General features: G+C 36.2%; 15 protein-coding genes. 9 read left to right on the top strand and 6 right to left on the bottom strand.

Annotated elements, in window-relative coordinates; translation table 11 throughout:
- Positions 1–20: 20 nt before the first annotated feature.
- The 4 genes from rpe to JR347_RS12325 all read right to left on the bottom strand — a co-directional run bounded on the left by rpe (position 21) and on the right by JR347_RS12325 (position 3,308).
- Entirely contained in the window at positions 21–674 is a 654-nt protein-coding gene (rpe, locus tag JR347_RS12340; RefSeq protein ID WP_205720912.1) for a ribulose-phosphate 3-epimerase, read from the bottom strand.
- Between the two features lie 24 nt (positions 675–698).
- On the bottom strand, positions 699–2,276 hold the full coding sequence (locus tag JR347_RS12335; protein ID WP_205720911.1) for a S8/S53 family peptidase: 1,578 nt from the start codon (positions 2,274–2,276) through the stop codon (positions 699–701).
- Positions 2,263–2,922 carry a hypothetical protein gene (locus JR347_RS12330; protein WP_205720910.1) on the bottom strand — a complete coding sequence of 220 codons (660 nt, stop codon included), beginning with the start codon at positions 2,920–2,922 and terminating at the stop codon, positions 2,263–2,265. Before JR347_RS12330 ends, JR347_RS12335 begins: the two co-directional genes overlap by 14 nt.
- A 65-nt stretch (positions 2,923–2,987) precedes the next feature.
- Entirely contained in the window at positions 2,988–3,308 is a 321-nt protein-coding gene (locus JR347_RS12325; RefSeq protein ID WP_205720909.1) for a thioredoxin family protein, read from the bottom strand.
- A 110-nt stretch (positions 3,309–3,418) separates the two neighbouring features.
- On the opposite strand from JR347_RS12325, the gene JR347_RS12320 reads away from it, so the two are divergent.
- The 8 genes from JR347_RS12320 (at position 3,419) to dapA (ending at position 10,982) form a co-directional block, all read left to right on the top strand.
- Entirely contained in the window at positions 3,419–4,000 is a 582-nt protein-coding gene (locus tag JR347_RS12320) for a beta/alpha barrel domain-containing protein (protein WP_205720908.1), read from the top strand.
- Positions 3,997–5,079 (top strand): aminotransferase class V-fold PLP-dependent enzyme, encoded by a 1,083-nt coding sequence (locus tag JR347_RS12315; RefSeq protein WP_205720907.1) that lies wholly within the window; start codon positions 3,997–3,999, stop codon positions 5,077–5,079. The genes JR347_RS12320 and JR347_RS12315 overlap by 4 nt, the downstream gene beginning before the upstream one ends.
- 55 nt (positions 5,080–5,134) lie before the next feature.
- Positions 5,135–6,055: a universal stress protein gene (locus JR347_RS12310; RefSeq protein WP_205720906.1), complete on the top strand. Its 921-nt coding sequence runs from the start codon at positions 5,135–5,137 to the stop codon at positions 6,053–6,055.
- Between the two features lie 63 nt (positions 6,056–6,118).
- Complete coding sequence (gene xseA / locus JR347_RS12305; protein WP_205720905.1) at positions 6,119–7,369, top strand: exodeoxyribonuclease VII large subunit; 1,251 nt, start codon at positions 6,119–6,121, stop codon at positions 7,367–7,369.
- Positions 7,356–7,550: an exodeoxyribonuclease VII small subunit gene (xseB, locus tag JR347_RS12300; RefSeq protein ID WP_205720904.1), complete on the top strand. Its 195-nt coding sequence runs from the start codon at positions 7,356–7,358 to the stop codon at positions 7,548–7,550. The genes xseA and xseB overlap by 14 nt, the downstream gene beginning before the upstream one ends.
- 25 nt (positions 7,551–7,575) lie before the next feature.
- Positions 7,576–9,585, top strand: coding sequence for an NAD-dependent DNA ligase LigA (ligA, locus tag JR347_RS12295; RefSeq protein WP_205720903.1), 2,010 nt, complete (start codon positions 7,576–7,578; stop codon positions 9,583–9,585).
- A 3-nt stretch (positions 9,586–9,588) separates the two neighbouring features.
- Positions 9,589–10,104, top strand: coding sequence for a DUF6913 domain-containing protein (locus JR347_RS12290; protein ID WP_205720902.1), 516 nt, complete (start codon positions 9,589–9,591; stop codon positions 10,102–10,104).
- Complete coding sequence (gene dapA, locus JR347_RS12285) at positions 10,104–10,982, top strand: 4-hydroxy-tetrahydrodipicolinate synthase (RefSeq protein ID WP_205720901.1); 879 nt, start codon at positions 10,104–10,106, stop codon at positions 10,980–10,982. Before JR347_RS12290 ends, dapA begins: the two co-directional genes overlap by 1 nt.
- Positions 10,983–11,055: 73 nt before the next feature.
- On the opposite strand, the gene JR347_RS12280 is transcribed toward dapA, so the two are convergent.
- Positions 11,056–11,232: a histone H1 gene (locus JR347_RS12280; protein WP_205720900.1), complete on the bottom strand. Its 177-nt coding sequence runs from the start codon at positions 11,230–11,232 to the stop codon at positions 11,056–11,058.
- Between the two features lie 109 nt (positions 11,233–11,341).
- Positions 11,342–12,589 (bottom strand): aminotransferase class I/II-fold pyridoxal phosphate-dependent enzyme, encoded by a 1,248-nt coding sequence (locus tag JR347_RS12275; protein ID WP_205720899.1) that lies wholly within the window; start codon positions 12,587–12,589, stop codon positions 11,342–11,344.
- Positions 12,590–12,755: 166 nt separating this feature from the next.
- Between JR347_RS12275 and accC the strand changes: the two genes are divergently transcribed.
- Positions 12,756–14,249: an acetyl-CoA carboxylase biotin carboxylase subunit gene (accC, locus tag JR347_RS12270; protein WP_205720898.1), complete on the top strand. Its 1,494-nt coding sequence runs from the start codon at positions 12,756–12,758 to the stop codon at positions 14,247–14,249.
- Positions 14,250–14,253 lie beyond the last annotated feature (4 nt).

The following is a 14,253-nucleotide window of genomic DNA, read 5'->3' as shown; positions in this document are numbered from 1 at the left end:
TAACTAATAGAATTAATCTCTTAAACGGTCTTTAGCTTAGATATTGTATTGATTGGGTCTTCAGAACTAAAAACAAAGCTACCTGCAACAAGTACATCTGCTCCTGCATCAAGAAGATCTTTGGCATTATCCTGATTCACGCCACCATCAATTTCAATTAAAGTAGTAGCCCCGGCATCACTAATGATCTCCTTCAGCTGGCGCACTTTTTTATAGGTGTTTTCAATAAATTTCTGACCACCAAAACCTGGATTTACTGACATAATGCACACCATGTCAATATCCTGAATGACATCTTCTAATAATTGAACATTGGTATGCGGATTCAGTGCTACACCAGCTTTACAGCCTAAATCCTTTATTTGCTGAATGTTTCTATGTAAGTGTGGACAAGCTTCGTAATGTACAGTTATGATCTCTGCTCCGGCTTTTTTGAACGCCTGAACATAATTTTCGGGCTTTTCTATCATCAAATGAACATCTAAAGGTTTGTTAGCATGTTCATGAATAGCCTGCGTAACAGGAATTCCAAAAGAAATATTCGGAACAAATATGCCATCCATTATATCCACGTGAATCCAGTCAGCTTCACTGTTATTTAACATCTCTACTTCTCTTTGGATATTAGCAAAATCAGCTGCTAAAATGGACGGTGCTATGATAGGTGTTGTCATAGCCGCAAATATAAAAAAATTAACCTAGCGGACTTTTAGAAGTTTGAGTTTCTCTTGTTGATTATTTGAAAGGACTATATTGAAAATGTAAAGTCCGGAATGCCATTCTGAAGTATCTATAGATGCTTCAGTGTCTAAACTATTAAATTTATTAGACATTATTAGTCTTCCCATTTGATCATAAACAAAGATCATCTGTATATGCTCATTCGTTGATATTGTAACATTCTCATTAAATGGGTTTGGGAAGATTGATAACCTTTCTAAACCTTCATCGACTGAGGTAATTAACTTTTTATAGCTTGGCACACCGTAACCATACTCATTATCAGGTGACTGAAATCTATTTGCTGAAGATAAAATAAGGTCAAACAATTCCTTATTCGTTAGGTCTGGATATTGCTGCCATAACAGTGCTGCATACCCTGCAATTTGAGGTGAGCTGAACGAGGTACCCGAAGCACCTACCACATTACCCGAAGAGTTGACGACAGTTGCTCCGGAACCTAAAGCCATTACTTCTGGCTTGGTCTGGCCATTAGCATTGGGGCCTATTGAGCTAAAATCAGACTTACTTCCATCTTCTCTAATGGATCCTACACTTAAAACATTAGGGCCATCTGCAGGAGCAGTAAGATAAGGCCAATCACCATTTCTCCCCTCATTACCTACACTGGTAACTACCAAAATTCCTCTTTCAAAGGCTAATTCTGAAGCTCTGGTAATAACAGTAGTTGCACCATCCATTTCTTCATAAGTATAATCCATGCTTGATACCGTGAAAAAATTATTGTAGCCAAGAGAGGTATTAATAATATCTACTCCTGCACTATCAGCCATCTCTGCAGCAAAGAGGAAATTATACTCTTCAATTCTATATTCAGTAGGTAAATCTTCAGTAACAAAAAGTAAAAAATTAGCATTTGGAGCCACACCTTGATACTCATCAGCAATTTGAGCAGCAACTGTACTTAATACTCGCGTGCCATGATCTTGATATTGATAGATGTTATTGTCATTCTCTACGAGATTTAATTCCATATCTATTAGCATGCCGTTAAAAGCAGATTGCGTATTTACTCCGGTAAATCCACTGTCCATAAAAGCTATGGTTATTCCCTCGCCATACAAACCATCTTCATGCAAGATATCAACTCCCAAAAGACTGTTTTGAAATCCGTTAGCAACTGCTTCCACCCCTTCACCATCTTCTGTAAACGAAATTCTTGATCCTTCTTTTAACCTGGAATTATTGGCTACCAACTCAGCGTTAGATACAAAGCTTAAATTCTCTATATCTAAAATAACATCAGAAGTAGTCTGAACAAGTACTGCATTAAACCATTTACTTTTAAAGTAAACTTCTGCCCCGAGATTTTTTACTTGATCAACGTATGTCTGATTAACAGGTAAATCCTGTTCGGTAATGGCTATATTTTGTTTTACTCTACGGTCTATTGCTTTTGCAGATAAAAACTCTTGAGGTTGTGAAATAGAATAGGGCGAATTGTCCTTATCAGTAAAGAACACCACATACCTATTCTGCGCCTTCAGAATTAAAGCAGTTAAAAGAAAGTATATAACTAGACTAATCCTTACCATAATCAATTATAGACTGGGTTCTGAAGGTACCGTTTTCAATTTGCTGCTGACCAAGACAATTATCATCAGTGCAGTATGAGTATAAAAGCTCTTCACTGTAAATTAATCCAACATTTAGAGCGTACACTTCAAACCTCCTATCCTGTTGAACAATAAAATCCTCATTATCGTTTTGAACAACGGTGATAGTACTTTCAAATTGTTGATCATTAATTGTGTAAGGGAAATAAAGGCTATCGAGTTGATAGTTGTCTTCTTCCAACTGATTCTGACTGTTTCCATCCCATATTTTACCAGCAAAAATGGGGAAAGTCAACTTCACAAATGGTGTGTTACCCTCAGTAACTATTAATTGCTGGTTGTTAATTCTGGCCTGCCAGGTATCAAAATAAGACCAATCATCTGCTAAATTTGCCCTAGTGTATTGATAGATTACGTAAACAGAATCTTGCGCATTGATGAGGCTTTCAACCACCTCTTCTCTAAGATAAAATGTTGTATCAAGAACAAGAATGTCATTAGTATAACGCAGCTCACCTATTTCATATTCGTGAAACAGGCCAACTTCCCATGGCACAAATTGATCACCGGTGGCCAATGGAATGTTCTCGTCATTGTTACAGGCAACTATTGCCAGAAACGACAAAAATAAAAAAAGGGAGGCGTTATTTATTTTAACAAACACCTCCCAAAAATAAGATAATTACTCTTTTAATTATTATTCAATTTGCCAAGAAGCTCAACTACTGCATCTTCTTTGCTGGTTGCTTTAGCATCTATTAATTTATCTCCATCAAATACAGCGAAAAATGGCAAGTTAGTAACATTGGCTAATTTTCTTGCTTCCGGATTTTTCTCTGCATCCACATCTACAAAATTGATTCCTTGAAATCTTTCGTCCTCAGAGAGTCTTTTAAACTTTGGGGTAAACAACCTGCAATTGCCGCACCAGCCAGCAAAATACTTTACAATTGTTTTATTTTCCGCTAACGCTTCCTTGAAATTTGAATCATCTAAAACTGTAACAGCCATATCTATATCATTTTAATTTTCTGCCGCAAAGCAAGCTATTTTCATTTAGCTTTGTGAACAAAACCTATCGATTATTCTTATTTATTGATTATCAGAATCTATAAAACATTATGGCATTAAAAACATTTGTGAAGATAAACTCTGTAAATAACTTATCTGACGCTCGTTACTGTGCGGGTATGAATGTAAATATAATTGGCTTTAAGGCAGGCATAGATGAAAACTCAGTGAGCCCTGAACAATTCAAAGAAATAACTTCGTGGGTTTCTGGCGTAGACTACTGTCTTGAATTTGAAAGTGAAATTGATGATGCTTTCAAAAATTATGATGCGCAATATATTCAAAGTGGTAATCAATCAGAATTATTGAAGCATATTGGTGAAGCAAAACTTATCTATTCAACCGAACTAACATCTATTGACAAAGAAATAAGCTCTGACATAGATTACATCATAATCAATGGGGCGAACTTAAAAGATGAAACTCAATTGAACCAGGTTAAGGAATTAGCTCAACAGTTTAAGGTTTTACTCGGCTCTGGTTTCGATGATTCTGACATTAATGATATTCTGGATGCAACTCCCATTGCCGGTATAGCTATAACTGCCGGTGATGAGATAAGACCAGGTTTTAAAGACTATGACGAACTTGCTGATGTTTTAGAAGCTATTGAAATTGACGAATGGGCATGAAAAAATTATACTTTACTCCGGGTCCGTCTCAACTGTACTTCACTGTAGAAGAACATCTTAAAAATGCGCTAAAAGAAGGAGTACCTTCTATTTCACATAGAAGTAAGGATTTCCAAGCTATTTATTCTAATACAGCAGAGCAATTAAAGGAACTACTTAATATTCCGGAAGGCTACCATATCGTGTTTACTTCTTCTGCTACAGAAGTATGGGAAAGAATTGGGCAGAATTTGATCGAACGTGAATCATTTCATTTTGTCAATGGTGCCTTTTCTGAGAAATTTCAAAATGTCATTGAAAATCTTGGTAAATCGGCCCTAAAGAAACAAGCCGATGAAGGATCAGTTGTAGATGTGGAAACCGTATTAATCCCTGAAAGCTCTGAGTTGATCTCAATCACCTATAACGAAACAAGCACTGGTGCTTCTCACACTCAAAATGACTTAAGCCTCATTAGAGAGAGCTTTGAAGACCAATTAATTGCCCTTGATGTTGTATCCATCACACCTTCTGTTGAAATCGATTTTTCTGTGGTAGATACCTTTTACTTTTCAGTTCAAAAGTGCTTTGGTTTGCCTGCAGGGTTAGGTGTATGGGTTTTTAATGAGAAGTGTATTCAAAAAGCAGAATCTTTATTAAATAAAGGAATTAGTATTGGCTCTTATCACTGCATTCCTGAATTGGTTAAGAAATCGGTAGTTAATCAGACCCCTGACACACCTAACATGCTAAATATTTACCTACTAGGTAAAGTTGCTGAAGACATGAATAAAAAAGGTGTTCAACAAATAAGACAAGAGACTAACTACAAGCACGCTCTGTTACAACATACAATTAATGAGAGCAAGTATCTTTCTCACTTCGTAGAAAAAGAAATTAACAGGTCTAAAACTACTGCTGTGGCTATTACTACTATTGATTCTAAATTGCTAATAGATGCGCTTAACAAAAAGGGGTTAGTTATAGGAAGTGGCTACGGCAATTTTAAAGCTTCACAGATTAGAATTGCCAATTTTCCAACGCATTCGAAAGAACAAATTGAGATGCTTTCAGATCAAATATTATCTCTAAATATTTAAGTATAAAACTAGAGTAATGTTAACTGATTGTTACCTTTGCGGCTAAATTTGAAACATGGAGCCGTTTAAGAAAATACTTGTAGGGTTAGATACATCAGCGCTAGACGAAACGCTTATAAAATACGCAGCTTTTATTGTTGATCACACATCAGCAGAAAAAGTTGAATTCGTTAATATTTTACGAAACCTTAATATTCCTACCGAAGTAAGAAAGGAGTTTCCTGAATTAGTAGAAACGGCTATTAACGATAGAAAAGCTAAGATTAGAGAGTCAATTAAGAGTTTATTCAAAACTCAAAAGAAGATTAAATATTCTATAAATGTTAAAAAAGGCCAAGCAGGAGATTTACTAAATATTGCTCATAAAAGTGGTTCAGATTTAATTATTGTAGGCCAAAAGAAAACGCTGGATGGTACCGGTGTTACTACCTTAAGACTAGCAAGAAGAGCCAGCTGCAACTTGCTCATTGTACCTGAAAATGTAGAGCCTAAGGCAGAAAAACTTTTGGTACCTATCGACTTCTCTAATTACGCTAAACTAGCACTTGAGCAAACCATAGATTTTGCTGTGAAAAATGATAGTATACCCGAAATAATTTGCCAAAACGTTTATACAGTACCTGCAGGATATCATTACACAGGTAAATCCTTCGAGGAGTTTGCCGAAATCATGAAGAAAAATGCGCAGAATGATTTTGCAAAATTCATGAAGAAAATTGACAAGCGTAATATTAAAATCAGTGACATTTATTCACTTGATACCAACGACAACCTGGCGAGTGACATCTACGACCTGGCTGATGAAATTAATCCCGATTTCATTATTATAGGCGCTAAAGGTAGAACCGCAACAGCAGCATTATTCCTTGGAAGTTTAGCAGAAAAGATGGTGAATGAAAAAATGAATCACCCTTTGTTAGTAGTTAGATTTAAAGGTAAAAATGCAGGTTTAATAGAAACTTTAAGAGAATTCTAAATCAACAATTTCCTTTTTTATAATTAGTTGTTAAGACTGACCATCAATTGGTAAATTTGATGAATGTCTGCGCACTTAAGCCTTCTTGAACTTAATAAGCTAATCCAATCCACACTATCGGGAAACCTTGAACCTGGATATTGGGTAATTGCAGAAATTAGTGAGTTAAAGGTTAATCAAAATGGCCATTGCTATATCGAGTTAGTCGAAAAAGACAAACAGCGTGTAATTGCCAAGACAAGGGCAACCATCTGGGCCAATGTTTACAACAACCTATCTATATGGTTTGAACGCATGACAAGTCAAGAGTTGAAACCGGGAATGAAAATCCTATGCTTTGGAAGCATTCAATTCCACGAACTGTATGGTCTTAGTTTCAATATTAAAGATATAGATGCAAACTTCACTCTGGGAGAAAGAGAGCGACTAAGGCAAGAAGTTATCAATAAGCTAATGGAAGATGGGGTCTTTGATATGAACAAAGAACTACCCGTTGATTTGGCACTAAACAGAATTGCCATTATTAGTTCTCCTGCAGCAGCCGGCTATGAAGATTTCATGAATCAAATTGAAGCCAATGAATATGGATATAAGTACGATATTGATTTATTTAAAGCCACAATGCAGGGTTCGGCAGCATCTGAATCAATTATTAATGCGTTACATACGATCCATAACTCAAATACAGATTATGATGCTGTAATTATCATTCGCGGTGGTGGTTCTAGGGTAGATTTAGATTGTTTTGATGACTATGAGTTGGCATTCAATGCTTGTCAATTTCCCATTCCCATAATTACTGGTATAGGCCATGAAAGAGATCAATCAATATTGGATTTGATTGCTTTTAAGGCGCTTAAAACACCTACAGCAGTAGCAGAATGGATTATTGGAAAGTCTATGGATATTGAATCAACCATGATTGATCTGATGCATCGGACGGGTAAGTACGTTCAACTGATTTTAAACCAAAAAAGAACTGATATATCCTCTCTTACGAATAGGTTAAGCAACTCATTTAAAATACAGCTATCGAACAATGACTATCGACTGGATAGAATGTCCTCTCAATTAAAATCTGACGTAAAGCTTTTTATGAAACAAGCTCATAGCGGGCTAGATGATTATGGAACCAAGGTCAATTATCTGAATCCTATAAATACGTTAAAAAGAGGTTATTCCATCACCAGCAAAAACGGTAAAATGCTTGGCAATGAAAAGTTAAATGTTGGTGATATTATTGAGACAAGAACATTATATTCGTTGCTCGAAAGTAAGGTGCAAAAAATTGATGATTTGAATGAAGAAGATTAAGACCTATACCGAAGCCCTGACAAAACTAGAGAAAACAGTAGCTGAAATAGAAAGCGGAGAACTTACCGTTGATGAACTAACGGATAAGGTAAAAGAAGCCACTGAACTTGTAAATATCTGTCGAAAAAAACTCAGGTCAGTTGAGGAAGATATTAATAAATCATTAGATGAATTAAATTAACTTATCATCATTTTGCAGTTTAAGCATGACTAAGGAACAAGCTAAAAAGGAAATAGCTGAGCTTTCAGAAAAGATCAATTATTACAACGATCTGTATTATCAAAAAGACACTTCTGAGATTTCAGATTACGAGTTTGATCAGCTTTTAGAAAGATTAATCAATTTAGAAAAAGAGCACCCAGAGTTGAAAGAAGATGACTCTCCTACTCAGCGTGTTGGCGGAACTGTAACTAAAAGCTTTGAGACGGTATATCACAAACATGCCATGCTCTCGTTGGGCAATACCTATTCCACAGATGATTTAAGGGATTTTGACAAAAGAGTTGAAAAAGGGTTAGAAACAACAGAATATGAGTATTTCTGTGAATTAAAATTTGATGGTGTTGCTCTGAGTCTCACTTATGAAAATGGAAAACTCACTAGAGCTGTAACTAGAGGTGATGGAACAAGAGGTGACGACATTACTAATAATGTTAAAACCATAAGAACAATCCCGTTAAAATTAAAGGGTAACTATCAGACCGAATTTGAAGCTCGGGGCGAAGCATTTCTTTCCAAAGAAGCTTTTGCCAGGTTGAATAAAGAGCGAGAAGAAAATGGGGAGGAATTATACGCCAATGCCCGTAATACAGCTTCCGGTTCGCTTAAAATGCAGAACTCCTCGCTGGTGGCAAAAAGAAAATTAGATTGTTACCTCTACTCAATGGTGGGTGATAACCTCAATGTAGAAACCCATGAAGAAGCTATTAATACATTAATTGAATTTGGATTTAACGTTTCCCCTACTTTTCAAAAATGCTCTACTATTGATGAAGTGATAAAATACATTGAAAAGTGGGAAACTAAACGTCATGAATTACCACTAGAAACTGATGGCATCGTAATTAAAGTAAACAGCTTAAAACAGCAAAGGGATTTAGGTTTTACAGCTAAAAGCCCAAGATGGGCCATTGCATATAAGTACAAGGCTGAAGATACCACTACTATTCTGGAAGGTATCACCTACCAGGTAGGCAGAACGGGAGCTGTAACGCCTGTAGCTGAATTAAAACCTGTATTGCTAGCTGGTACTACTGTCAAACGGGCATCACTACATAACGCCAATGAAATTGAGCGTTTGGATGTAAGAATTGGCGATACAGTCTTTGTTGAAAAAGGAGGTGAAATCATTCCAAAGGTAATTAAAGTTGATTTCTCTAAAAGAAAAGTTGATTCTAAACCTGTCGAATATATTACTGAATGTCCTGAATGTGGCACAGAACTGGTTCGAGTGGAGGGCGAAGCTCAACATTACTGTCCTAATATAGATGGTTGTCCCCCTCAAATTAAAGGTAGAATAGAACATTTCATACAGCGAAAAGCAATGAATATTGATAGCCTTGGAGAACGAACCATTGACTTACTCTACCAAAAAGGGTTAGTTAACAGTCCAGCTGATTTATATGATTTAAGTTATGATGACGTTTTTAGTTTAGAGGGTTTCAAAGATTTAAGTACAAAGAATCTCTTAAAAGGAATTGAAGAATCTAAAACCACTCCTTTTGAAAGTGTGCTATTTGCACTGGGAATTCGTTTTGTAGGTAGAACTGTGGCTGAAAAGCTTGCACGCTACTTCAAAAATATTGAGTCTTTAAGTCAAGCAAGTTATGAACAACTTATTGATGTCCCTGAAATAGGAGATCGAATTGCTAACAGCCTAATATCTTATTTCCAGAATGATAAGTACATTCGTGAAATACAGAGGTTGAAAGATGCTGGGGTGCAATTTGAAATAGTTGAAAAAGAGGACACTAGTATTTCCAATGTTTTGGATGGTAAAAGCTTTGTTGTATCGGGTGTATTCGAAAACTACGGGCGTGAAGAATTGAAAGAAACCATTAAAAATCATGGTGGTAAGGTAATATCGGCCATTTCCGGTAAATTAGATTATTTATTGGCAGGTGATAAAATGGGACCTGCAAAACGAGAAAAAGCAGAAAAATTGAATATCACAATTATAAGTGAGGAAGATTTTACAAAGATGATTAACAATTAATCCATGCTATCTAAAAAATTACTTACACATAAGGCCAAAGGTTTTGTTAAGAAAAATCAAGCGCCCAGATCTAGCATGAATTACAATCAGGTGAATGATATTGGCATACTCTTTAGCATCAATAGTGTGCAGAAACATGAGCAAATCAAGCACCTAATAAAAACACTGGAGAATGATGGTAAGAAAGTAGAGGTGCTCGCATTCTTGCCTAAAAACCAGGAAAACCATGAGTTTCTGTTTGACTTCTTTACAGCCAAAGAGATTACTTTTTGGGGAAATATTGAATCGGATAAAGTAAAGAGCTTTATAAACAAAAGCTTTGACTATCTTTTTTATATAGATGAAGAGAGCAACCTCATTCTAAGAAATATTCTGGCACAAAGTAAGGCTAAATGCCGAGTGGCTAAATATGACGAGGAAAATGCGCTATACTCAGAGATGATGGTACAAGTACCCAAAGATGGGGGTATTAAAAAACTCGTTGAAGAGATGTACCGATATACAAAATTACTTTCTTAATGGATACTACTAAATTATATGGAACCGGTGTAGCCTTAGTTACACCATTTAATAAAGATGAAAGCATAGACTTTGATGGGCTCAAAAGACTACTTGAAAGTACAGCAAAGCAGGGCGTTGATTATTATGTAGTTCAGGGTACAACTGGCGAATCTGTTACAACCACCCCTGCAGAAAAGCAACAAATTCTTGATTTTGTTAAGAAAAACAACTCAGCAAAACTGCCAATTGTATTTGGTATTGGTGGTAATAACACCAGGCAAATCATCGAAAATATAAAATCAGCCGATTTAAGTGGTGTCGATGCTATACTCTCAGTTAGTCCATATTACAACAAACCTTCTCAAGCAGGAATTATTAAGCATTTTGAGCTTGTGGCAGACGAATCACCAATACCCGTTATTCTTTATAATGTGCCGGGTAGAACATCTTCTAATCTCACTGCAGAAACAACATTAACACTGGCAAAGCATCCAAATATCATAGGGGTTAAAGAAGCATCGGGCAGTGTAGAGCAATCGATGGCGATCAGCGCAAATAAACCATCTGATTTTCTTTTAATCTCCGGTGACGACATGCTCACTGTTCCTTTGTATTCAATAGGTTCGAAAGGGGTTATTTCAGTGTTGGCTAATGCCTTTGGAGATATTTTCAAAGAAATGAAAGACAATGCCTTTTCGGGAAATTATGAAGCAGCATCAAAAGCAGCATTCAAATTACAAGGTATTAATCCGTTAATGTATCAAGAAAGCAATCCTGTAGGCATTAAAGAAGTGCTTAAACTTCAGGGCATTTGTGATAATTATGTGAGATTGCCCTTATTAAGTGCGAGTAGTAATCTTCAATCGCAAATAAAATCAACCTTAGATTCTATGTAAGAGTCTTAAAATGTAGGACATAAAAAAAGGCAATCGAATGATTGCCTTTTTTTATTTATTAATTGGATATTAATTAACCTTTGTTTTTGATATCCTGAACTTCAACTCTGATATCTTGAGCCATGTTCTTCAACTCTTGCATGCCTTTTCTTACTCTTGTTCCAGCTGCGTTATTCTTCTTGTCATAGAACTTTTCAAAGTCAGACTCAAGACCCATTACTAAGTTTTTAAGTTCTTCAAATTTCTTCATGCTTGATAATTTTTAAGGTTATTGAAAATTTTTCTGTTATTATTTCGAGGTGCCAATATACTCAAAATGTTGTTAATTCAACTAATTAACCGCTTTTTTTTGATTTTTTTTATCGAGTTATTGACATTATCTCCTCTCTCTTGTAAACACCTTCATCTAACTTGGTCTTTACAGAGGCAAAAGCTTTAATTGTTTCCTCTACATCTGCTAAAGTATGTGCAGCTGTTGGTATTAATCGTAGCATTATTATGTCTTTAGGCACTACAGGGTACACCACCATTGAACAGAAAATGTTATAATTCTCTCTTAAGTCAACTGTCATGTTACCGCCTTCTCCTACTCCACCTTTAAACAATACAGGAGTAACACAAGATTTAGTTGTTCCAATATCAAATCCTTGTTCTTTCAAACCTGATTGTAAAGCATTTACAACCGTCCAAAGCTGCTCTCTTAATTCTGGCTTTGTTCTTAGCAATTCTAAACGCTTCATTGCACCTACTACTAAAGGCATAGGTAATGATTTAGCGTAGATCTGAGAACGCATCGTATACCTTAAATAAGTAATAATACGCTCATCACCACCTACAAAAGCACCAATACTAGCCATTGATTTAGCAAAAGTAGAGAAGTACAAATCAATTTCATCCTGAACTCCTTGAGCTTCACCAGCACCGGCACCAGTTTCACCTAACGTACCAAAGCCGTGAGCATCATCAACAAATAGTCTGAAAGCGTACTTTTTCTTTAACTCAACAATGCTCTTCAAGTCACCTTGGTTACCTGACATACCGAATACACCTTCTGTGATCACTAAAATACCACCTCCAGTTTCGTCAGTAATTCTTTTTGCTCTCTTTAGTTGAGTTTCAAGATTCTCAATGTTATTGTGTGGGTAAACGAATCTTTTACCAATATGCAATCTTAAACCATCTATGATACAAGCGTGAGATTCGGCATCATAAACGATTACGTCTTTTCTATCTACAATTGCATCAATAATAGAAACAACCCCCTGATATCCGTAATTCAAAAGCATTACAGATTCTTTTTTGATAAAATCTGCAAGTTGCTCTTCTAGTTTTATGTGATTTACTGAGTTCCCTGACATCATTCTTGCACCCATTGGATAAGCAAGACCCCATTGTGCAGCAGCATCAGCATCAGCCTTTCGTACTTCAGGATGATTAGCCAAACCAAGGTAGTTGTTCAAACTCCATGTCAACACCTCTTTGCCATTAAACTTCATTCTTGGAGCAATATCCCCTTCCAATTTAGGGAACATAAAATAGTCTTTTGGTAAATGTGAAAACTTACCTAAAGCCCCTTCTGCAACGTTCAATTTTTCAAATAAATCCACTCGTATATTCGTTTTAATTATTTATTGTGCTTTCACTAAAAAACACACAAAGCTAACATTAATAATGGGTTTTATCAAAGGAGAAGGCATTTGAAATGAAAAAATGGAATTTAGATTTTAACAATTAATTATTTAGCATTGTGAGTGATAAAAAGAAGCGAGTCCTATGGCTAAAATAAAGAAGATATTAATAGCGAACAGAGGTGAAATAGCACTGCGAATCATGCGTACAGCGCATGAAATGGGCATAAAAACAGTTGCCGTATACAGTGAAGCAGATCGAAATGCACTCCATGTTAGATATGCTGATGAAGCGGTATGTATAGGTCCTCCGCCCTCTTCACAATCTTATTTAGATGTGAATAAGATAATTGAGACCTGTAAAAGATTGAAAGTTGATGCCATTCACCCGGGCTACGGATTCTTATCTGAAAATGCTGCATTCGCAAAAACAGTTACTGACAATAATATTATTTTCATAGGGCCATCGCCTGAAGCTATAGAAACCATGGGGTCTAAGCTAGCCGCAAAAGCTGCAGTAGCTAAATATGACGTTCCTTTAGTTCCGGGTATTGAAAAAGCAATTGATGATGTAAATGAGGCAAAAGAAATTGCAAAGGAAATTGGCTACCCTATTCTTATTAAAGCTAGTGCCGGTGGTGGTGGTAAAGGAATGAGAATTGTTGAAGGAGAGAAGGATTTTGAAGAACAAATGAACCGTGCAATCAGTGAAGCAAAATCTGCTTTTGGTGATGGGTCAGTTTTTATCGAAAAATTTGTAACCTCACCAAAACACATTGAGTTTCAAATACTTGGAGATCAGCATGGCAATATTGTTCACTTATTTGAAAGAGAATGTTCCATACAAAGAAGACATCAAAAAGTAATTGAAGAAGCACCATCTTCCTGCCTTACTCCTGAAGTGCGTGAAGCTATGGGAAAAGCGGCTGTTGGTGTGGCAAAAGCTTGTGATTATTATGGTGCAGGAACGGTAGAGTTTATTGTGGATGATAAACTCAATTTTTATTTTCTAGAAATGAATACGAGGCTGCAAGTAGAACATCCTGTTACTGAAGAAATTACTGGAATTGATCTTGTCAAAGAACAAATTAAAATTGCTGAAGGTGAAAAATTACCATTTAATCAGGAAGATTTATCCTTTAATGGACATGCAATTGAGCTAAGAGTTTATGCCGAAGACCCGGCCAACAATTTTCTACCGGATATTGGCAAGCTGATAACTTACAGAAGACCGGAAGGTCCGGGTGTAAGAGTTGACGATGGATTTGAAGAAGGTATGGATATTCCAATCTATTATGATCCTATGATTGCGAAGCTAACTGTATATGCCGATACAAGGCAAAAGGCAATTACAAGGGCACTCAGGGCCATTGAAGAATATGAGATAAGCGGTATTGAAACTACTTTAGACTTCTGCAGGTATGTACTTCAGCATGAGTCATTTACCTCTGGTAAGTTTGATACAAAATTTGTAGACCATTTCTTCTCACCTGATAAGCTTAAGCAAGAATCTACAGAAGAGGAAAATAAAATTGCTGCCGTATTAGCTGCTCACGTTCTAAACAATCAGTCTGAGAAAAAGGAGAAACAAGAGATTGAAAGAAGTGTAAGTAAATGGAAACAGCGCGCCCGGAAATAATTTA

The organism is Fulvivirga lutea, assembly GCF_017068455.1.
Lineage (GTDB): Bacteria > Bacteroidota > Bacteroidia > Cytophagales > Cyclobacteriaceae > Fulvivirga > Fulvivirga lutea.
Note: the sequence above shows the minus strand (reverse complement) of the source record. Positions and strands in the feature narration are given on the sequence as shown.

What these genes read in the sequence shown, in the direction of transcription:
- accC (WP_205720898.1), top strand. Translation starts at nt 12,756, where the DNA reads ATGGCTAAAATAAAGAAGATATTAATAGCGAACAGAGGTGAAATAGCA.
- ligA (WP_205720903.1), top strand. Translation starts at nt 7,576, where the DNA reads ATGACTAAGGAACAAGCTAAAAAGGAAATAGCTGAGCTTTCAGAAAAG.
- JR347_RS12280 (WP_205720900.1), bottom strand. Translation starts at nt 11,232, where the DNA reads ATGAAGAAATTTGAAGAACTTAAAAACTTAGTAATGGGTCTTGAGTCT.
- xseA (WP_205720905.1), top strand. Translation starts at nt 6,119, where the DNA reads ATGTCTGCGCACTTAAGCCTTCTTGAACTTAATAAGCTAATCCAATCC.
- JR347_RS12325 (WP_205720909.1), bottom strand. Translation starts at nt 3,308, where the DNA reads ATGGCTGTTACAGTTTTAGATGATTCAAATTTCAAGGAAGCGTTAGCG.
- JR347_RS12320 (WP_205720908.1), top strand. Translation starts at nt 3,419, where the DNA reads ATGGCATTAAAAACATTTGTGAAGATAAACTCTGTAAATAACTTATCT.
- rpe (WP_205720912.1), bottom strand. Translation starts at nt 674, where the DNA reads ATGACAACACCTATCATAGCACCGTCCATTTTAGCAGCTGATTTTGCT.
- JR347_RS12335 (WP_205720911.1), bottom strand. Translation starts at nt 2,276, where the DNA reads ATGGTAAGGATTAGTCTAGTTATATACTTTCTTTTAACTGCTTTAATT.
- JR347_RS12310 (WP_205720906.1), top strand. Translation starts at nt 5,135, where the DNA reads ATGGAGCCGTTTAAGAAAATACTTGTAGGGTTAGATACATCAGCGCTA.
- xseB (WP_205720904.1), top strand. Translation starts at nt 7,356, where the DNA reads ATGAAGAAGATTAAGACCTATACCGAAGCCCTGACAAAACTAGAGAAA.
- JR347_RS12315 (WP_205720907.1), top strand. Translation starts at nt 3,997, where the DNA reads ATGAAAAAATTATACTTTACTCCGGGTCCGTCTCAACTGTACTTCACT.
- dapA (WP_205720901.1), top strand. Translation starts at nt 10,104, where the DNA reads ATGGATACTACTAAATTATATGGAACCGGTGTAGCCTTAGTTACACCA.
- JR347_RS12290 (WP_205720902.1), top strand. Translation starts at nt 9,589, where the DNA reads ATGCTATCTAAAAAATTACTTACACATAAGGCCAAAGGTTTTGTTAAG.